The sequence below is a fragment of the Neobacillus niacini genome, assembly GCF_000759675.1.
Taxonomy (GTDB): Bacteria; Bacillota; Bacilli; order Bacillales; family Cytobacillaceae; genus Neobacillus; species Neobacillus niacini_A.
Map to the genome: position 1 here is coordinate 87,639 of NZ_BAWM01000036.1, position 19,449 is coordinate 107,087.

23 protein-coding genes and 2 rRNA genes are annotated in these 19,449 nt (G+C 37.8%); 4 read left to right on the forward strand and 21 right to left on the reverse strand.

The genetic code is table 11. The annotated features are described in order from the left end of the window. Nucleotides 1–180 precede the first annotated feature (180 nt). Nucleotides 181–621, forward strand: coding sequence for a GNAT family N-acetyltransferase (locus TR08_RS15610; RefSeq protein ID WP_045519617.1), 441 nt, complete (start codon nucleotides 181–183; stop codon nucleotides 619–621). 95 nt (nucleotides 622–716) lie between these two features. Here TR08_RS15610 and TR08_RS15615 read toward each other — a convergent pair whose 3' ends face one another. The 4 genes from TR08_RS15615 to TR08_RS15630 form a co-directional block, all read right to left on the reverse strand. Further along, nucleotides 717–1,733, reverse strand: a complete 1,017-nt coding sequence (locus tag TR08_RS15615) for a S66 family peptidase (RefSeq protein WP_045519619.1) — start codon at nucleotides 1,731–1,733, stop codon at nucleotides 717–719. 66 nt (nucleotides 1,734–1,799) lie between these two features. Beyond that, nucleotides 1,800–2,354 (reverse strand): GNAT family N-acetyltransferase, encoded by a 555-nt coding sequence (locus TR08_RS15620; protein ID WP_045519621.1) that lies wholly within the window; start codon nucleotides 2,352–2,354, stop codon nucleotides 1,800–1,802. A gap of 26 nt (nucleotides 2,355–2,380) precedes the next feature. Continuing rightward, entirely contained in the window at nucleotides 2,381–3,043 is a 663-nt protein-coding gene (locus tag TR08_RS15625; RefSeq protein WP_045519689.1) for a phosphatase PAP2 family protein, read from the reverse strand. A gap of 143 nt (nucleotides 3,044–3,186) precedes the next feature. After that, nucleotides 3,187–4,275 (reverse strand): FAD-dependent monooxygenase, encoded by a 1,089-nt coding sequence (locus tag TR08_RS15630; RefSeq protein ID WP_045519623.1) that lies wholly within the window; start codon nucleotides 4,273–4,275, stop codon nucleotides 3,187–3,189. A 376-nt stretch (nucleotides 4,276–4,651) separates the two neighbouring features. Between TR08_RS15630 and TR08_RS32595 the strand changes: the two genes are divergently transcribed. Beyond that, entirely contained in the window at nucleotides 4,652–4,813 is a 162-nt protein-coding gene (locus tag TR08_RS32595) for a hypothetical protein (protein ID WP_193747760.1), read from the forward strand. Between the two features lie 66 nt (nucleotides 4,814–4,879). Here the strand turns inward: TR08_RS32595 and TR08_RS15640 are convergent, their stop codons facing one another. The 5 genes from TR08_RS15640 to TR08_RS15660 form a co-directional block, all read right to left on the reverse strand. Then, on the reverse strand, nucleotides 4,880–5,275 hold the full coding sequence (locus TR08_RS15640; protein WP_045519625.1) for a DUF3147 family protein: 396 nt from the start codon (nucleotides 5,273–5,275) through the stop codon (nucleotides 4,880–4,882). A gap of 15 nt (nucleotides 5,276–5,290) precedes the next feature. Next, complete coding sequence (locus tag TR08_RS15645) at nucleotides 5,291–5,653, reverse strand: DUF3147 family protein (RefSeq protein ID WP_045519627.1); 363 nt, start codon at nucleotides 5,651–5,653, stop codon at nucleotides 5,291–5,293. Between the two features lie 208 nt (nucleotides 5,654–5,861). After that, on the reverse strand, nucleotides 5,862–6,794 hold the full coding sequence (locus tag TR08_RS15650; RefSeq protein WP_045519629.1) for a D-2-hydroxyacid dehydrogenase: 933 nt from the start codon (nucleotides 6,792–6,794) through the stop codon (nucleotides 5,862–5,864). A gap of 34 nt (nucleotides 6,795–6,828) precedes the next feature. Further along, the gene (locus TR08_RS15655; RefSeq protein ID WP_045519630.1) at nucleotides 6,829–7,020 is read right to left on the reverse strand and encodes a hypothetical protein; all 192 of its coding nucleotides are present in this window, start codon (nucleotides 7,018–7,020) and stop codon (nucleotides 6,829–6,831) included. Nucleotides 7,021–7,096: 76 nt separating this feature from the next. Then, nucleotides 7,097–8,542, reverse strand: a complete 1,446-nt coding sequence (locus TR08_RS15660) for a DEAD/DEAH box helicase (RefSeq protein WP_045519631.1) — start codon at nucleotides 8,540–8,542, stop codon at nucleotides 7,097–7,099. Between the two features lie 367 nt (nucleotides 8,543–8,909). Between TR08_RS15660 and TR08_RS15665 the strand changes: the two genes are divergently transcribed. Beyond that, on the forward strand, nucleotides 8,910–9,500 hold the full coding sequence (locus TR08_RS15665; RefSeq protein WP_045519632.1) for a guanylate kinase: 591 nt from the start codon (nucleotides 8,910–8,912) through the stop codon (nucleotides 9,498–9,500). 166 nt (nucleotides 9,501–9,666) lie between these two features. Beyond that, on the forward strand, nucleotides 9,667–10,122 hold the full coding sequence (locus tag TR08_RS15670; protein ID WP_045519634.1) for a S1 domain-containing RNA-binding protein: 456 nt from the start codon (nucleotides 9,667–9,669) through the stop codon (nucleotides 10,120–10,122). A 45-nt stretch (nucleotides 10,123–10,167) separates the two neighbouring features. Here the strand turns inward: TR08_RS15670 and TR08_RS15675 are convergent, their stop codons facing one another. The 12 genes from TR08_RS15675 to TR08_RS15730 form a co-directional block, all read right to left on the reverse strand. After that, nucleotides 10,168–10,353 carry a 4-oxalocrotonate tautomerase gene (locus tag TR08_RS15675; protein WP_045519636.1) on the reverse strand — a complete coding sequence of 62 codons (186 nt, stop codon included), beginning with the start codon at nucleotides 10,351–10,353 and terminating at the stop codon, nucleotides 10,168–10,170. 25 nt (nucleotides 10,354–10,378) lie between these two features. After that, nucleotides 10,379–11,167 (reverse strand): 2-keto-4-pentenoate hydratase, encoded by a 789-nt coding sequence (locus TR08_RS15680; RefSeq protein ID WP_045519638.1) that lies wholly within the window; start codon nucleotides 11,165–11,167, stop codon nucleotides 10,379–10,381. 172 nt (nucleotides 11,168–11,339) lie between these two features. After that, nucleotides 11,340–11,615, reverse strand: coding sequence for a hypothetical protein (locus TR08_RS15685; protein ID WP_045519640.1), 276 nt, complete (start codon nucleotides 11,613–11,615; stop codon nucleotides 11,340–11,342). Nucleotides 11,616–11,939: 324 nt separating this feature from the next. Beyond that, the gene (locus TR08_RS15690; RefSeq protein ID WP_045519643.1) at nucleotides 11,940–12,731 is read right to left on the reverse strand and encodes an HAD family hydrolase; all 792 of its coding nucleotides are present in this window, start codon (nucleotides 12,729–12,731) and stop codon (nucleotides 11,940–11,942) included. A gap of 199 nt (nucleotides 12,732–12,930) precedes the next feature. Further along, complete coding sequence (locus TR08_RS15695; protein ID WP_045519645.1) at nucleotides 12,931–13,611, reverse strand: BsuPI-related putative proteinase inhibitor; 681 nt, start codon at nucleotides 13,609–13,611, stop codon at nucleotides 12,931–12,933. 120 nt (nucleotides 13,612–13,731) lie between these two features. After that, nucleotides 13,732–14,439, reverse strand: coding sequence for an ABC transporter ATP-binding protein (locus TR08_RS15700; RefSeq protein ID WP_045519648.1), 708 nt, complete (start codon nucleotides 14,437–14,439; stop codon nucleotides 13,732–13,734). After that, a complete protein-coding gene (locus tag TR08_RS15705; protein WP_045519649.1) occupies nucleotides 14,432–15,214 on the reverse strand; it encodes an ABC transporter ATP-binding protein in 783 nt (260 codons plus the stop codon). The genes TR08_RS15700 and TR08_RS15705 overlap by 8 nt, the downstream gene beginning before the upstream one ends. 1 nt (nucleotide 15,215) lies before the next feature. Further along, complete coding sequence (locus TR08_RS15710) at nucleotides 15,216–16,154, reverse strand: branched-chain amino acid ABC transporter permease (RefSeq protein ID WP_045519651.1); 939 nt, start codon at nucleotides 16,152–16,154, stop codon at nucleotides 15,216–15,218. Between the two features lie 13 nt (nucleotides 16,155–16,167). After that, on the reverse strand, nucleotides 16,168–17,046 hold the full coding sequence (locus tag TR08_RS15715; protein WP_045519653.1) for a branched-chain amino acid ABC transporter permease: 879 nt from the start codon (nucleotides 17,044–17,046) through the stop codon (nucleotides 16,168–16,170). An 86-nt stretch (nucleotides 17,047–17,132) separates the two neighbouring features. After that, a complete protein-coding gene (locus TR08_RS15720) occupies nucleotides 17,133–18,314 on the reverse strand; it encodes an ABC transporter substrate-binding protein (RefSeq protein ID WP_045519654.1) in 1,182 nt (393 codons plus the stop codon). Nucleotides 18,315–19,164: 850 nt separating this feature from the next. Beyond that, nucleotides 19,165–19,280: ribosomal RNA gene (gene rrf / locus TR08_RS15725) — 5S ribosomal RNA — on the reverse strand. 71 nt (nucleotides 19,281–19,351) lie between these two features. Then, nucleotides 19,352–19,449, reverse strand: a 23S ribosomal RNA gene (locus TR08_RS15730); the annotation flags it as partial.

Sequence of the window (19,449 nt, forward strand, 5' to 3'; positions counted from 1 at the left end):
CCATTATCTCTATCAAAACCACCATTTCGCCGAAAATAATTCATACTTTCTGGAAACGCTCTATATCTGCACCCACATAAACAGAAACAAAATTTACCTATTTTCATAATATACATTAGGCATTTGACTAGATGAATGGTAATGAATTTTTCTAGGTTTTCAAAGGAGATGCAAAGGTAAATGACTATTAGAAAAGCAACTAATGAGGAGACTCAAAGTATCTTAAATTATCATTTGGAGGTATTAAAAGAAGCTACTATGGGTTACGTTAAACCAAGTCGTGAAAAAGCGATTGAAATGATGACTCCTTTTTTAAATGGTGGTGGATATTACCTTGTTCGGATCAAGAATAATGTCATTCAAGGTTGGGTTGGATTAGGTCGAATCATCGATCAAAATACGGATGAACAGATCGGATTTATCAATGAAATGTATGTACTCCCCCACCATCGCAAACAAGGTGCTGCTGAAAAATTATGTAGGGCCGCTTTCATACAATTGCGGGCTGAGGGCTTAAAAAAAGTGCAATTAAATGTTTACGCTGGAAACCATGCGAAACACCTTTATGAAAAGCTTGGATTTAAAGACGTTTCCACCTTGATGACGAAGAACATAGATTAAGACTATTCACTGTAAGCAAAAAAGAGGTCGTCAGAATAAAATCTGATGACCTCTACCACCATTTTTCTGCTTAAAGCTTAAAACTCACAAATAATTTATGCTTTAAAGTGTTGCACAACAGTCCCTTTGCCTTCTTCAACATCAACCACGCCATATGCACCATTTACAAATGTAATTTGTGGTGGCACATGACCACAATCAATGTCATAAATAATCGGTATTTGAAGTTCATTAGTCAAGTCTTGGTATACATCCTCAATCGTATAGTTTTCTACTGGTGCATTGGCAGGACTTCGACCAAACATAATACAGGAACAGTTTTCAAACCATCCTGCCAATTTCATTTGCACTAACGACCTACGCAAATCTGTCGTATTTAAATCACAATTCTCAAAATACCACATAACTGGTTCTTCATTAATATGTTTTTTCCTAAAGTCCTGTACATCCCCAAAAGGGGTACCAATTAAATGTCTGATAATGTCAATGCAGCCACCGAGTATACGCCCTTCTGCCTTTACTTTTTTACCCGAAAGTGTCTTCCAATTGGTTTCCACTGTTAAGTGAAATACACAAGGAGATGGGTTATCATGCTGCCACTTTTTTTGATATTTTTCTGATGAATATTGGGTAATCGTTGATCCTATTTTCGTTGATAATACACTCTCCCACATAGCGGTTGTATCATCAAAATATTCCCCTCTTAAATCAATTAAGTTCGTCCCATGTGCAGTGGCGATACCTGTCTTTAACGTGATTGCCAGCAACAATACACTCGTATCCGAGTAGCCGAGCACCCACTTGGCCTCCATATTATCAAAATCAATCTCCTCAAGGATCTCGATAAGCAGCTCTCCACCCCACGGAGGAATGATGAGATCCATTTCGTCGTTCTGCATCATGGAATTAAACTCTTGGGCTCGTTTATTTGCCGATGCAGATTTTGCTTTGTCCTGGGTCCATACTGTATCCCCACAAATGACTCTATAGCCTTTTTCTTCTAACCTGCTACATGAACCTTTAACCAGCTCATGCAATTCTGCTTCAACACCTGAAGAAGGCGCCGTCACTCCAATCGTTGTCTTTTTCTCTAAAACCGGATATGTAATCATCTTGTATCATCCCCACCCTAAAGTAGAATTTATTACCATTATTCTACTTCGTTTAATGAAAAGGGACTAGCTTAATTTGTAGGATTCTTTATGAAAAGATGCCATATACTTAAGGCAATCTTCTCCTTTTAATGGTGTAACAGGCTTACTCTTAAGGTAAAGAACCATGGCCATATAGTGTTGTGGACCCCATTTATAACAATGCTTATAGTCGTTTAAAAGGTGAAATCCACATTTTTCCCAAAAATGAATTCTTCCCAGATTTTCCGAGGTTTCATCACATTCAACCTCTACCAATATTCGTTTGTATTGAGGCTGCGAGCGTGCCCATTCTTTTATGTAATCAAAAAAATCATTTCCAATACCATGACCGCGCAAATTCTTTCGCACCGCCAAATAATCCAGAAGCAATACACTTGAGCCAGGCATTGAACCCGTCAGCGCCATCGCGAGAACCTCATCGTTCTCCATAAACACATGAAGTGCACAAAGACCCCTGGCAAACATATTCCGAATAATCTTTTCTGGCTTTGTTGCATGCTCACCAAAGGCCACATTATAGATATCTCTGGTCTTTTGCCATAATTCTTCATCCCATTGTATCGAAGTAATAAATTCCATGATTCTTGTTCCTTTATTTTAAAGTTTTACGATCTTTTAAGCCTTCTACTAGCAAGATGGGACTGTCGCTCCACATACCATTGAAAGAACCAAATCGATGTCGCCAGCCAAAAACCACTGGCAAAATAACCTCCGATTATATCACTTGGATAGTGGACTCCTAAATAAATCCGGCTCACCCCAATCATGAAGACGATAAAGGAGCTAAAAAGAAGTAATAGGCACCGACCACTTCGATTAAAAATATGTCGCCAAAGCAGGAAGGTCAAAATCCCATACACTGTAAAAGCATTCATAGCATGACCACTTGGAAAACTATAGCCGCCTATCTCTATCAGTCGATGTAAATCAGGGCGAGCTCTTTGAAAGAACTCTTTAAGCAAAAGGTTTAATAATGGTGACCCTGCTACGACAGCAATAAATAATATCAACTCTTTGCGGTGGTGCAATACCTTATAAAGAAAGAATATAATCAATATGCATAATACAACCACCACTTGTGTTGACCCTACAACGGTAAAAAACTCCATGATGGTTGTCAGGAACGGGGACTCTAGTGATTGAACAACACTAATGATGGTATGATCAAAATCAACGATTTTATCCGCTCTAATAAGGAAGGCAACAAAGCTAAAGGCAATGAGAAAGATCAAGCTAATGATAAACGCACGAGTAAGCTGAAACTTCATATTCACGTTGTTTGAACCCCTTCAATATGGTTAAACATATAATTTCCCATTTTCTGCAATCCTACTAACTCTTCTCTACCAAAAAAGCACCAAATATACAAAAACCGCTGCATAAACAGCGGTTTTTGTATATTTGGTGCCTGTCACCCTACAAATTTCTGGGAAAATGATGTTTCTTGTTTTATTTGCATGATTTGTTGTGATTTGATTTCGTTTCTTCTATTCATTTCAAATATTTTCAAATGCTCTGATCGAATGTTATTTTCCATTAGGGCATTGGTTAAGATCGGTGCTAAGATATGAGCGTCTTTCATTCCACAATTGATTCCGATTGCACCGGTTGGTGTCATTGTATGAGCAGCATCCCCTATGAGGATTAATCCGTCCTCTACCCATGTTTCACAACGAGAGCTTTGTACCTTTAAACAAACAAAGTTGTTCCAAGATTGAAGGTGCTCATTAACACTCTCTTCTAATTCAGGAAAACTTTCGATCAATGGCTCTAGATAGGGCTGTAATGAACCTTTCCTTAAGGAAGGAAAAGATCCCTCTGCAATGTTCCAGCCAATTTGGATGAAGCCTCCCGTCTGGGTAAACAACGCAAGCTGATGACCATTGACAAGTACCATCCTTGTAGTCGGTTCCCATCCTTTTGGAGCCGGAATTTTTGCCCACAAGACATCATATCCGTGTGTCATTTCGATTGTTGGTATCTTTGCAAGTTTTCTTACGGTTGAATATCGACCATCTGCCCCTATTGTCACCTTGCTTGAGATGGTGATTTCTTCCCCGTTTTGTATTGCTTTTACACCAGTATAAATTCCTTGTTCATCCTGGATTAATTCTTTCACCGTTGTGTTAAATAATAATTGGAAATTGTTATTTCCCTCTGACTCTTGAATGATAGCACTTAATAAATGTGCTTGTGGCACATGAATTCCAACGTGATCCTCATGGACTCCTGGCGAAATACTTTTTACCATATTTTCCCCAGAAAAGTATTCTACTTTTTTCATTTTGAGGATTCCAAGCTCTTCTATTTTCTCGAATAATTGGTGTTCCTTTAAGATAGCTTCTGTTTCTGCATTAATATGCTCGCCTCTGAATTGCCTGTTCACTCCAGCAGATCGTTCAATTATTATGGTTGATACACCGTTTTTAGCTAATAAATGTCCGAGTAATGTCCCTGCAGGTCCGCCGCCAACGATACAAACATCTGCTTGTAAGTTCATTTTACCCACCTTCTAGTACTGTTTTAGTTAATCTATATAGTATAAATGTATTTTTCAACAATTTGTTTGGTTTAAAAAAAGTTTCTTGATAAGAAAAAAAGTTAAGTATAGAGTAACAAAATTATTACTTATGGTCAATCATTTGTTTTATGGATCATAAGCATTTCTATTACTATTTACCCATTATAAAAAAGCTCATTGGTAATAAGAAGTGAATATTTTTAATTATTTGTAAATTTTACTTCAAATAGTTTGAAGTTTTTTAAAGAAGAGGTTAATCAATGTTAAGAAATGGAAAATCGAATCTATTTCTCTTCAAAAGCTTGTATGATAATCCTGTAGTACAAATTGCAAGCAATCAAGGAGGAATTTTGAGATGAAAAGTTACAAAACATGGTTAGTTGCTATGATGTCAGTTTTTATGCTGCTTGGAGTTGCCACTGGTTGTGCTGATACTGGAAATGATGACACAGACACAGAAGAAACAGAACAAAATGAAGAAGGTACTGAGGAAGGTACTGAAAATACTGAGGAATAAGCATTTTATAGATTCACACTATAGGTAACAATAAACAAGGCGGCCATCAGCCGTCTTGTTTTTACTTTATTTATGTCTAACCAGAAGATTAGTCCTAAAGGTTTTTCTTCTACCATTTTTAAGTTTGTCTCTAAATGAGGAGACAATGATGGAACTGCCCAGCCAGAACAGCAGTCCTAGTACGATACTTAATGTCCAGTTGCCGCTGACTAGTAATACGATCCACACTGTTGCCACGCAGACAACACCGCCAATCATTCCAAAAACAGATCCATTTGCAATCTTAGCTGCATTCTTTGAACCCGAAGCAATCCCTACCATTAACACCGCAGTAATCATCACGGCTGGGAATGCTGCAAAGATTCCAGCTAGGATTTTCCACGGAGAAATAACCGTTATCAAATAACTGACCATCACAGCTGCACCGCCGAGAATAAAACGAATTAGCAAATCTTTATACATAAGTTGCACCCTTTCTCATGTGTAAGTTGTTATCATCACAACAGCCATTGATACAACTAACCAAAATCCCATAGCCTGAATAAGACCTCGTTTCCATCCTTGCCTTGGCAAGAGATACCCAGCAAAAATAGCAACCAGAATATTAATTCCCATGCCGACTATGGCACCTTTCGATAATAGAATGGAATGGGCTACTAGTTCATCGCCACTGAAGTCCAAACCCACTGTCAATAAAGCCGCTAAATACACGGCTGGAAAAGCTGCAAAGATTCCCCCAGCCTTTTCCCCTAAATTCCTTGCAACAAGTGTTGAAACAGCAACAGCTGTTCCTCCTAAAAGAAATCTTATCAGTAAGGCACTTATTGTAAGTTCTCCCATGGTGTTTCACCTCTGTTATTTATGAAAAACTAAAATGATTTATACTACTTTTTGTGAACTTTTTCACATAAATATGATACAAGTTCATTTTACCTCATTTTCGCCTCTTCACTTGTGAACATTTCATTACTATTTTTAAAGGGTTACCATATTAAAATAAAAAAACCCTTTCAATTAGGGTTTCAGTTGGATCCTGTATTTTCAATTGCTAATAACCTTTTTTTGTATCAACTTTATTAGTAAGTGGCTTGTTTTCGTCGATGTTTTTAAGTGTTTCGAGAAAACAGGCCGCTCCCTCATTCGGTGTTGTAACGGCAGAAATATGTGGTGTAATTTGAACCCTTGGATGACTCCATAATGGATTATTTTCTGGAAGCGGCTCTTGTTCGAATACATCAAGTACAGCAAATCCAACTCGTTTTTCAGTTAAAGCCTGTAGTAACGCTTCTTCGTCTACTGAAGCACCTCTTCCCACATTAATAAATCCTGCATTTGAAAGTTGATTAAAAATGACACTGTCGAATAATTTTTCGGTTTGTTCTGTCAATGGCAGTGTATTGATGATGTAATTCATTTCATTTAATCGAGAAAAATGAGATTCGTGCTTCATGACTTCATGAAAATATTCTTTTTCGGTCCCGCTTAAGGATACCCCGGACACGTCAGCTCCTAATCCGGAAAAAACTTTGGCAATCATTTGACCGATTTCACCTGTTCCATAAACTAGAACTTTTTGTTCACCAATTAATTTAGGTGTACACTGTTGCCAATTTTTGTGCTTCTGTTGTTCTTGAAAGCGGTCATGAAGCTGTAAATCTTTTAAGATATAACTCAAGCAATACTCTGCAATCCTTTGTCCAAATGAACAAATGGTTCTTGTTAATAGTACCTCTTTATTCCATTCTTTCTTATGTAAAAAACGATCAACCCCTGCGCCTAACGAGTGAACCCATTTCACCGTGCTGTAATCATAGTCAGCTTTTAGATTAAAAGAAACTAGTGCATCTGCCCAGCTTAAATCCTCCTGAGTCAGCTCTTCCTCAGGCACAAAACGGAAAGTCTTATGTGGTGCTTCTTTTTCTATCAATGCTTTTAGATCTTTATACATGGGACTGACTAGTAAAATATTTGATATGTTCATTTTTTAACCCTCTTTTAAAAAATTTCAAAAAGACTCACCCTTTAGGCGAGTCAAGTGCTTGATAGGCAGCCTGATATTTTCCACCATCTGCTACTTCTGAATGGTACAAAGCTTTAAGGGCAAAGTTCTTTTCAAGTTCATGTTCATTTATTAACTCTTTTAAAGACTGCTGCAATTCTTTGTTGTCTTTTACTAACTGTTTCATTTGTGATTTAAAATACTTCATTTGGGAAATTACTCCTCTCTTCATTATAAAAAATAAGGACGATTATTGTATATTTAATCGTCCTGAATTGGTTAAATTATTTTAAAGCCTTACTCACTTTCAGCTTCTTCCCTTTGACGGTTGTATGTTCCATCGCCTGCAGCACTAATGAGCCTTTTCCATTAAGAATATCAACATAGGATAAGTTGTCCTGGATTGTGATAATGCCAATATCCTCTGCTGAAACTCCAGGAATATTGGAAATTGTACCAACAAAGTCTACCGCACGAAGTTTTTTCTTCTTACCGCCACTGAAGTGGAGCTTGGTAATATCCTTGTTAATTCGAGCGGTTTTATTATTTCTTACCACTCTCCGACCACTTAGTTTTTCCTCAAATTCGGCTTTTCTACTTGTAACCTCATCTTGCGTCGGAGCGTCCATTGCAGGTATTTCAAAGCCAATGTATCGTTCAATTGCTTTTAGGAATTTCCCTTCAAATGGTGTCGCGAAGGTAATGGCTTTTCCTTTGTTTCCAGCTCTTCCTGTTCTTCCTGTCCGGTGAACATAGCTCTCTTTTTCCATCGGAACATCATAATTAATAATCAGTGTCACGTTATCAATATCGATTCCCCTCGCAGCCACATCAGTTGCGACAAGATAGCGGAAATTCCCCATTTTAAAGCCATCCATTACGCCAAACCGATCCTCTTGTTCTAGCCCGCCATGCAGTCTTTCACATGAATAATTGGCTTTTGCCAATTCAGTATAGACATTATCCACATTTTCTTTTGTTCGACAAAAAATGATACAGCTTTCAGGATTTTCAACCACTGTTACATCCTTCAGCAGTGAAATCTTACCTTCATCCTTCACTTCGATGACTGCATGTTCTATTGTATTCGTCGTAACACCTGTAGCCGCGATCTCAATATGAATCGGATTTTTCATATATTGATGGCAAAGATTTTCAACATCCTTTGGTAAGGTTGCTGAAAAGACCATGGTAACTCGGTCCTCCGGGAGATCATTTATGATGGCTTCAACTTCGTCAATAAAACCCATATTTAGCATTTCGTCCGCTTCATCGATGATTAGATATTTGATTTTATCTAATTCAAGTGTGCCCCTTTCGATATGGTCCATCGTTCGCCCAGGTGTACCGACGACAACATGCGTTTTTTGCTTCAATTCTTCCTTTTGCTTTGCGAAAGGTTCTTTCCCATAAACCGCCATTGCTTTGATCCTTTTAAATCGACCGATATTCGTTACGTCTTCACGAACCTGGACAGCTAACTCACGCGTAGGTGTAAGTATTAAGGTCTGCGGCTTTTTTTCTTCCCATTCCATCATCTCGCAAATAGGTATCGCAAAGGAAGCTGTCTTACCGCTGCCTGTTTGTGATTTTACTACTAAATCTTGATTCTCTAGTGCCTTTGGTATGACTTCTTTTTGTACTTCGGTGGGATTATCGTATTTTAACACATCAAGTGCCCTTCTGATTTCCTCGCTTAAATGATAATCCTCAAAATTTTTTTCACTCATGTTGTAACCTCGTTTTTTTGTATTATCCAACTTCTATATAGGATTTCTCTGAAAGAAATAACATATGCAAAATCTGAATATGTTCATTATACTCGAAATACGAGACATTTCGACTTTTTATTTTATTGCACTGTTACACAACAGCTTTACAACACTAAAGAGAAAAGTTACAGTATTTGTAGAAGCAGTCTTGTGTTTATCGTAAGCCAATATAACTAAAAAACAGAAAAATCCAAATTTATTTAAGAAATCTGTTATAATAGAAATATCCTGCTTCAAGGATATTTCGGATCACTTACTGGACAGCAATTTCATACATCTATGGATCTCTTTTTTTATTTACTATATTTTTTTTAGGAGGTAATCTATGTATAAAATTAAAGATAAGGAAAAGCTTTTCATTTACACTGGACCAGATGGCTCTGGGAGAAAAACCATTGCCAAGATGGTCGCGACCGCGTTTGATATGGAAACTGTCCTCTCTTACACGACTCGTCCTCCCCGTCATTATGAACAAGATGGCGTAGACTACCATTTTGTTACGGAAGAAAACTTCAACAAGCTAAATGACAACCAAGAATTTCTTGAGTGCGTGGAAATCGATGGAATTCATTATGGCATTCGCGAAGAGGATATCGTTAAGGCTTTTGAAAATCACAATCTTGTCTATTTAACTTTAAATCCAGAAGGTACCGAAAAATTAAAAAGTATGTATGGAGACCGTGTTATGCGCTTATTCATCTATTCGGACCGAGATACAGTTATCGAAAGACATAAGGCAAGAAATGATAAAGAAGAAGATATCCAAAGACATTTGGCACACTATGATGAAATCATGGCCTATAAAAATCAATGTGAGCATGTTTTTGAAAACTATGATTCACCACAGGTTTCTTATCAAGTTAGTGAAGTCATTGAAGCTTTCCTAGATCAAAATAGAATTGTCACCGATTATTAAAAAACAGGTCCAATCGATAGGATGTTTATCCTGTCAATTGGACCTTTTTTCATGTTTACCGATTCAAAAGTTTGATGGAGAATAATCAAAACAGATATCATGTTGAAATTGTCTTTAAAACAGTGTATAATTAAGTGTTGAAAACATTATTTAGGGGGAACTCTTTTTGTCGATCGAAGTAGGCAGCAAAGTACAAGGTAAAGTAACGGGTATTACTAATTTTGGAGCATTTGTAGAATTACCAGGTGGCACAACTGGTCTTGTGCACATCAGTGAAGTAGCTGATAGCTATGTTAAAGACGTAAATGATCATCTAAAAGTAGGAGATCAAGTTGAAGTTAAGGTAATTAGTGAGAAAGACGGAAAAACTGCCTTGTCTATTAAAAAAGCTATTGATAAGCCAGAAGGACAACAAACTTCTTCTTATTCCCAGCGTCCACAACGTCAAGGAAGAGATAATAGGCAATCAAAAGACTTCCGTTCAAAAGGCGGCAATTTTAAGCCAAAAGAGAACTTTGAAGATAAAATGGCTAAATTCTTAAAAGCTAGTGAAGAAAATTTATCCAGCCTAAAACGCAACACCGAAACGAAACGTGGCGGCAGAGGCGGAAGACGCGGATAATTATAGATAAAGAAAGCAAGCCCCAACGCGGCTTGCTTTCTTTTTTTATGATTCAGATTTTGGCGTTCCTGCTACACCCCAATGCGTTTTCGGAATCTCGGTAACGATCACTCTAATACTCTCTTTTGGAGCGTCTAATGTTTCTGAAACTGTGTTCGTAATATTTAATATAACTTCAGCAATTTTCTCCTTTGGTCTGCCTTCCAGTATTTGCACGTTTATAATCGGCATTCCAATCACTCCTTTACTTAAAACTCTAAGCAGTTACGGTAAAAGAAACTTCACCGAGTCCAGCAAATTTACCGGTGACAACATTGCCCTCTCCAAGCATGACTGCCCCCGTGATGGCTCCGGATAAAATTACATCACCCTTGCGCACTTTCTCGCCTTTACGGGAGAGCATATTGGCCAGCATCGCAATCGCCTCAGCAGGATGTCCTAGTACCGCTGCCCCTGCACCTAACTCCTTAATCTCTCCATTAATTTTAAGCGTCACGCCGACAAGATCCAAATCCAGTTGAGTTGGCTTCTTTAATGATGTCCCAAATACCACTCGTGAAGTTGAAGCATTGTCTGCAATTACGTCAGGGAGAGTGAAATTGAAGTTCTCATAACGGCTATCGATAATTTCTAATGCAGGTATCACAAACTCGGTCTTTGCCAATACTTCTTCAGCTGTTATGCCTGGACCTATTATGTCCTCTCCAATCACAAAAGCGATTTCTGCCTCAACCTTCGGATGAATCTGATCCTGCATCCTGAGCTTTCCACCATTTTCAATCTGCATGTAATCAAATACATAGCCATAAATAGGTTCATTTACATTCATTTGTTTCATTTTGGCTTTGCTAGTTAAGCCCATCTTAGGTCCAATAATTCTTTTACCCTCTGCTAGCTTAGTATTAACGATTTCCTGTTGAACAAGATAAGCTTCCTCTACAGTTAGTCCAGGCTTGATTTTAGCCGTGACCTTTTCAAGCTCTCGTTTTTCTACTTCACCTGCGATGAGGTATTGAGCTATTTCTTTAAATTCTCTACTCACCATGGGTATATCCCCCTTCATCTACGAACTCGGCAGCATTACCGTTGTTCTAATCTTATCATTTGTTTTCTTTTTTTCTAAAAAAAGAATCCTTATGTATTGAAGTTATGTCGACAAAAATAATCCCCCACTCTAATTGATAGATGGGGGACCTTATTTACGGATAGGGTTCAACTTACACTACCATTTCTTTAATTGATTTATTAATAGCCTGCCTGAAGGTCCAAATGATGTCTGTTAAAATATCCTTCCCAACCTTTATTTCTCTTAAGTCCCAATACAATTCATTTTTCTGATGATAATAAAAAGCCCCATCTAAAGATTTCATAATCGTCAGGATTCCTCTAGGATTCTCTGTTTCCATCGTAAGAAAATGTTTTTCCCCATCCCAATTGGCAAATGCTTCGAAAGTGATCAGAAAGACATGGACCTCCCATTTACTCTTAAGCAAAGTATTCACTCCCCTTTTTTGAAAAATAAAAGTATGTGAAGTGCGCTTCGAAGTCTTATCGAGTTTTATAGTATGGTTCTGATTATAGGCAAAAGAACAGGCAGCCTTCCATCATCTTGCAAGAAAGACTAATATGGTTTTCATACTTTCTTTGACGGTAGTATTTAGTTGGCTCTTTAATAACAACCGTAAGTCCAAACAACTGGTCGCCCACTGATTTTTCGGGCACAATCCTTACCTGATTGTTACGCACAATTCAATATTAAAAAAAAGTAAAGGCTGTCCGAAAGTCTATTAAACTTTTGAACAGCCTTTGTATTTCCCTTATTTCTCATTCAATTCATTTAACAATGGAAAGAGCTCTTCTAAGTGTTGAATTTCATAGGTTGGAATGACTTCATTTCTTTCTTTATCATGACGGTTGATCCAAACGGATTTAATCCCTACCCGATTGGCACCAAGAATATCCGTCATTAAGTTATCCCCCACCATTAGGACTTCATCCTTCTCTAGTCCCATGAGTGACAACGCATGCTCAAATATCGATGGATCTGGCTTCCCTTTTCCAAACGCACCTGAAATGACAATCTGGTCGAAATACGGGACAAGTTCAGGTGTAATCGATAGTTTCGTATGCTGTAAATCAGGTGATCCATTGGTTAACAATAGCAGTTCATAATGCCCTTTTAACGAATCTAGTATTTTAAATGTCTCCTCATACACAAACGGCAGGCTCCTGCGCTCTTGAGGGAACCTTTCAGCTAATTCATGACCAAACACCGGGTCATCCACTCCCATAGCCTTCAGCCCGGCTGTCCAAGCTTCTTTTCGATAGCCAGGAACGATGTCTTTCATTTTCCTAAAATCATCGTGATCATCTATAAAATTTCCCCATAAACCTTCAAATGGATTAATTCCAATCATTTGTGTAAATGAATAGGTCTCATAAGCGGAGTATAGATTTCTGGAAGCCTCACGAACGGCTTCTTCCAGTTCATTTGCATCTACCCCATACCAGTCTTCCGCTACTTTACATGTCGCAACAAATGCTTCCTTAATACTTTTTTGATCCCAAAGCAGTGTATCATCTAAATCGAAAAAAATTGCTTTTATCATTCCCTATGTCTCACCTTTCAGCCAAATAATATGTTTACTAGTTTACCATTTTTCGAATTAAAAGAATATTCATTCACGAAATAAAATTAAATATCCTAGTTATTTCAAAAAAAGACGCTTTGTTTTCACATCAAAAAATGCTGGTGTATTCTTCTTTAAAATTAAAGTGCACACATCGCTGTGTGCACTTTTTCTATTCCTATTCTAGTAAAAACTTTTCAATTATTTTTTGGATTTCATTTTCTGAATAAATAAATGAAATTTCACTGCCTTCTTTAAGCGATGGCATTTGCTGTATAGCTTCTTCTTTTAGCTGAAAGGCGACCTTTTCCCCCTTCATATCCAGTTCAATGGAATGGGGGTCGATTTGACCAACGAATACACCGGAAGCTTTCGTATATAGCGATTTTTCAACCACTAAATCCGTTATCACCTTAGCCTGTTCTTCCTTGGCTGTTAAAAACACTTCAATTTTATAACTTCCATTATAAAGGTCAGTAATGGTAAACGAGTTTTGAATCTCTTGATTATTTTCTAACGTAACCTCATTGATTACTTGTGTTGACATGACTTCCTCAGAATATTGTGTGACCTTTTTCCCCTCTTCATCATAGACAATGTAATCTGCCTGAAGCCCGCTTGGAAACGATAGTTTCTGAGGCTCACCAGATAAATTTTGAACTTTGTAATTGATTATTATAGAATTGTTTTCTTCTTTAGTTTCAATCGTTGGATGAAATCTTGCAACAATTTCATTTTGTTTAGGGATCTCCGTTGGGTTTTCTTTCCTAACCTCACCGTTCCCATTTGTATTATTTCCAGTACCACAAGCACTTAATATTCCAACTAATAAAACCATAATTATCTTTTTTAGTCGCATAAATGATAAACTCCTTTTATTTTTATTACCTTAATAGTCGTAAAAAAGGAGTATGGAGTTACAAGAGAAAGAGCATTTTTCATAGATAGACGTAGAACTTTTCATTACCCAGTGGCAATCTTATAGACCACCTAGGTAGGCTTTTTTGATTTCTTCACTAGCTTGTAACTCTGCTGCCGTTCCTGAGATATCGATCCGACCAGTTTCGATTACGTAGGCACGGTCTGCAACGGATAGTGCCATATTTGCATTTTGTTCAACCAGAAGGACGGTTGTTCCATCTTTGTTGATTTTTTCTATGATTTGAAAAATCGTTTTTACCATTAATGGGGCCAATCCCATTGAAGGCTCATCTAGTAACAGCAGCTTAGGCTTCGCCATAATCGCCCTTCCCATCGCCAACATTTGCTGTTCTCCCCCGGAAAGTGTTCCTGATAACTGCTTTCTACGCTCTTCCAGCCTCGGAAAAAGCTCATAAACGCTTTGAATATCTTTACGGATTTCCTTCGAATCTTTTCTTAAATAAGCACCCAGTTCTAGGTTTTCCTCTACACTCATATTGGCAAATACACGGCGACCCTCAGGTACATGTGAAATACCAGACTTCACAATAGACTGGGGAGCCTTGCCGGAAATGGAACTGCCTAAATACTCAATAGTCCCAGACTTTGGTTTAAGCAGACCGGACAATGTCTTAAGAAGAGTACTTTTGCCTGCTCCGTTGGCACCGATCAGGGTAACAATTTCCCCTTCATTGATTTCTAATGAAACTCCTTTAAGGGCATGAATATTTCCATAAAAAACATCAATTCCATTCACTTTAAGCATGTTCGCTTGGAACCTCCTCTCCTAAATAAGCCTCGATTACTTTTGGATGATTACGGATTTCATCAGGAGATCCTGCTGCAATCAGTTGCCCATGGTCCAGCACATAAATTCTTTCACATATCCCCATAACGAGTGCCATATCATGTTCAATTAAAAGAATGGTTAAATCAAATTGTTTTCGGATAAAAGCAATTAATTCCATCAGCTCGTGTGTTTCTTGAGGGTTCATACCCGCAGCTGGCTCATCAAGCAGCAATAATTTCGGACTTGCAGCCAATGCCCTGGCTATTTCTAATCTTCTTTGCTGACCATATGGTAAATTCTTTGCTTTTTCATCTTTATAACGATCCAATTGAAAAATCTTTAAAAACTCCAGTGATTTTTCTTCCATCACCTTTTCTTCGGAGAAATGGGAAGGCAAGCGAAAGATGGAACTTAAAATGGAATGCTTTGCTAAAGAATGATAAGCAACTTTCACATTATCTAATACAGATAATTCGCTGAAAAGGCGGATATTTTGAAACGTACGGCTGATTCCACTACGTGTTACTTGATATGGAGCAAGCCCATTTAGCCTTTTGCCATTAAACAAAATGTCACCCTCTGTCGGGACATATACACCGGTTAACAAGTTAAAGCTTGTTGTTTTCCCTGCACCATTCGGTCCGATCAATCCAACCAACTCACCTTGATTGAGTTCCATATTAAAGCCTGAAACTGCCTTTAGCCCACCAAACTGAATTCCCGCATTTTTAACCTGCAGTAAAGCGCCCATGTTAATTTCCTCCTTTCGCACTTTTCTTTTTACCAAAGAAATCAGTGATTTCACGCGTACCCATTAATCCCTGAGGACGGTATAGCATCACTACAACCAAAACCAAACTGTAAATAATCATTCGAGTCTCCGGATATTGCTGCAAGTACGTTGAAATAACCGTTAAAAGGATAGCAGCAATAACCGAACCAGATAAACTTCCAAGTCCGCCTAAAACAACAAAAATTAAAATATCAAATGATTTTAAGAAACCAAAATTGGTCGGCTGGATAATGTAAAAGTTATGGGAAAATAATCCGCCGGCAATTCCTGCGAAAAAGGAACCAATGGCGAATGCCGCAACTTTATAAAAAGTTGTATTGATACCCATTGCATCTGCCGCAATTTCATTTTCCCGAATCGCAATACATGCTCTCCCATGCCGCGAGTTGGTAAAATTCGATATCACTAGAATCGTGATGACGAGACATACAAAGGCGCTAGTCCAGGTGCTTATATTAGAAACCATCATACCGGCAGCTCCGCCAACATATTCAATATTTAAAAATACAATTCTTATAATCTCACCAAAGCCAAGGGTAGCAATAGCCAGGTAATCCCCTCTTAGTCTTAAAGTGGGAATACCGACTAGCAGACCCGCTAATGCTGCAACAATGCCTCCGATGATAATCGCTAACACGAAAGGAAGTTCAAATTTCATCGTAATAATGGCTGAAACATACGCCCCAACAGCAAGGAAACCAGCATGTCCAATTGAAAACTGTCCTGTGATTCCAATAACCAAGTGAAGACTGACAGCTAAAATGATGTTAATAATCATTAAGATCAACATATTGCTATAAAATGCATTTAATATACCTGTTTGGATTAAGGCTTGGCCAATTCCATAGATAACTACTGCTAAAATGAGAAATAGCCAGAATTTATTTATTTTCTTCATCTGTCTATCTCACCTACACTTTCTCTCTTGTATTTTTTCCAAAGATGCCTGAAGGTCTAAAAATAAGAATCAGGATTAAGATTATAAATGCTGCAGCATCTCGCCATAAGGAGAATCCTAATGCACTTACAATCGATTCCACAACCCCAAGGATTAGACCACCGACCATGGCTCCAGGGATTATCCCGATTCCACCTAAAACAGCCGCAACAAAGGCTTTTAATCCAGGGATAATCCCCATTAGTGGTTCAATCTTCGTATAATAGACACCAAATATAACACCAGCTGCCCCTGCTAAAGCAGAACCAATCGCGAATGTATATGAGATTGTTCGGTCTACATTTATACCCATTAAGCGGGCAGCATCCATATCGTGAGAAACAGCACGCATAGCTTTACCAATCTTCGTACGATGAACGATAAATTGTAAAATAATCATCAGTCCAACAGACACGCCAAGGATGAAAAGGGATTGGCTGCTAATTTGAGCACCGAAAAGGTTAAAGCTTGTGCTTGGCAAGACATTGTCAGGATAAGCCTCTGGCTGTGCTCCTCGAGCGTATATCACACCGTATTCAATTAACAGCGACATTCCAATTGCTGTTATTAATGCCGCAATTCTAGTCGCATTTCGAAGACGTTTGTAGGCGATTCTTTCAATCAATACTCCAAATACCGCACAAAACGCCATTGAGAATAATAACGCTGGAAAGAATCCTAGACCCCATCCCTTAATCGCATAAAACCCGACGAAAGCACCTACCATAAAAACATCACCATGGGCGAAGTTAATTAATTTTATGATTCCATAAACCATGGTATAGCCTAATGCGATTAAGGCATAGATGCTACCGAGTGAAATTCCGTTTATCAATTGTTGTAACCACTCCATTGTTCTCACTCCTATTTATTCCAGATTTAACTCTTTACATAAGTAAAATGGAAGGATGATCCTTCCATTTTACTTATGTAGTACTTTTAAGGATTTACTTTTGTGTTAAACACTTGTTTTCCATCTTTGTATTCTAAAATGGTTGCTGTTTTAATCGGATGATGATTTTCATCAATTGATAATACTCCAGTAACAAGGCTTAAATCTTTTGTTTTCGCTAATTCTGCTTGAATTTTACTTGAATCAGTGCTGCCGGCCCGCTTAACGGCATCCGCTAAAAAGTAAACCGTGTCATAACCAAGTGCATTGAAGGCATTAGGTGCTTCACCATTGTTCTTATCTTTAAAAGCTGTTACAAATTTTTGAACCTTTTCATCCGGATCTTCAGACGAATAATGGTTAATTAGGTAAGTATTATTTAATGCTTCTGCTCCTGCTAAATCAACCAACTTAGGAGAATCCCATCCATCAGCACCCACTAATGGAACATCGATTCCTAATTCACGCGCTTGCTTTACAATTAAGCCAACTTCTTCATAATATCCAGGGATAAAAATGAATGATGGATTTTTTGATTTGATTCGAGTTAATGTTGCACGGAAGTCTGTATCCTTTGCAACGTATGCTTCTTCTGCTACCACTTTACCGCCTGCTGCTTCAAACGTTTCCTTGAAGGCATCGGATAAGCCTTTTGCATAATCACTTGAGTTGTCAGCAAAAATTGCCGCATCTTTAATTTTTAATGTATCTATAGCAAAATTGGCAGCCACTGTACCTTGGAATGGATCAATAAAAGAAGTACGGAAAACGAATTCTCTTACTTTCCCTTTTTCATCTACAGTAACAGTCGGGCTTGTTCCACCTGGAGCGATAAGAACGGTTTTCGTGTCATTCGCAATCTGAGCTTGTGCAACTGTATTACCGCTTGTTGCTGCTCCAATAACAGCTGTTACCTTGTCTTGGCTCGTTAATTTAATAATACCGTTTGTAGCCTCTGCTGCTTCAGATTTATTATCTACTTTCACAACATCAAATGTCTTACCATCTACACCGCCATTTTTATTGATTTCTTCAACAGCCATTTCAACACCTTTTGCCATTGATTCACCATATGACGCAACATTTCCTGAAAGCTCCATGTTTACTCCCAATTTAATGGTATCTGAATTGCTGCCACTTGAACCTTCCTTTGCTCCACCTGCACATCCTGCTAACACTCCAGCAAAGATGGTTGAAGCCATAAACACACTCGCTAATTTCTTTTTCATGGTAAGATTCCCCCTTTGATTGAATTTTCTGATACTAATAATCGTAATCTAGTATCTTTCTTTTGACCCATGAAATTAGTTTATTGGATAAATTAATTAACAATTGTTATTGTAGTACTTTTTACATTATTAGTCTAGTATATTATTTCAATATTTCAGAACTTTTTATTTTTTATAAAAATTAAAGCGCTTTCTTGTTGTTACATTGCTTTTTTATAGAAATAATTATTTATTTCATGATATGTATTTTTTTAATATATAAAATATAATAGTTTACTATTATTCCAATTTATGTATTTTGAGGTGCTATAATTTTTTGATATATGTTTTGATTCCCTTCTTAGGTGAAAATTGAGGATATGGGAAATCAAAAGCATGGTTTAATTCCCTTCTTCGGTGGATATCAAGTTGAGAGGGAATCAAATGCGTGATCTAATTTATCGGTGGGAAACTAGCTTAGAGGAAATCTCACTTAATAATTTTTCATATCCCCATCATTATTTGAGCCACGAGCTATTCGTTACCCCTACCAATAAAAATGGTGCTAAAGGGGCGTGATTAATAGCTATTCGTTACCGCTTTCTCTAAAAATAGTACTTTACGGTAATGATTAATCTTTAATCGTTCCCTTTGTTAACAGAATTGTCCTCTCACGGGCACGATTAATCCCTTATCGTTACCTCCTTTAATAAAAATGACCCTGGAAGGTAACGATTCTCTGATTATCGTTTCCTCTTTCTATAAAAATACCTTTTTACGGGCACAATTCTCATCCATTCTTTTATTTAGAGCTTATTTTCCTCTCGAATAATACAAAGAAGCACAACCCTTATCGGGTTGTGCTTCTTTTGCCTGGCAACGTCCTACTCTCACAGGGACAAAGTCCCAACTACCATCGGCGCTGAGAAGCTTAACTTCCGTGTTCGGTATGGGAACGGGTGTGACCTTCTCGCCATTATTACCAGACTTTTTTAGAGGTTTCATTCCCTCAAAACTAGATAACCAGAAGAAGTTGTAAAACGAGTTCGCTTTAAAAATTGGTTAAGTCCTAGAACGATTAGTATCAGTCAGCTCCACACGTTACCGCGCTTCCACCTCTGACCTATCAACCTGATCATCTTTCAGGGTTCTTACT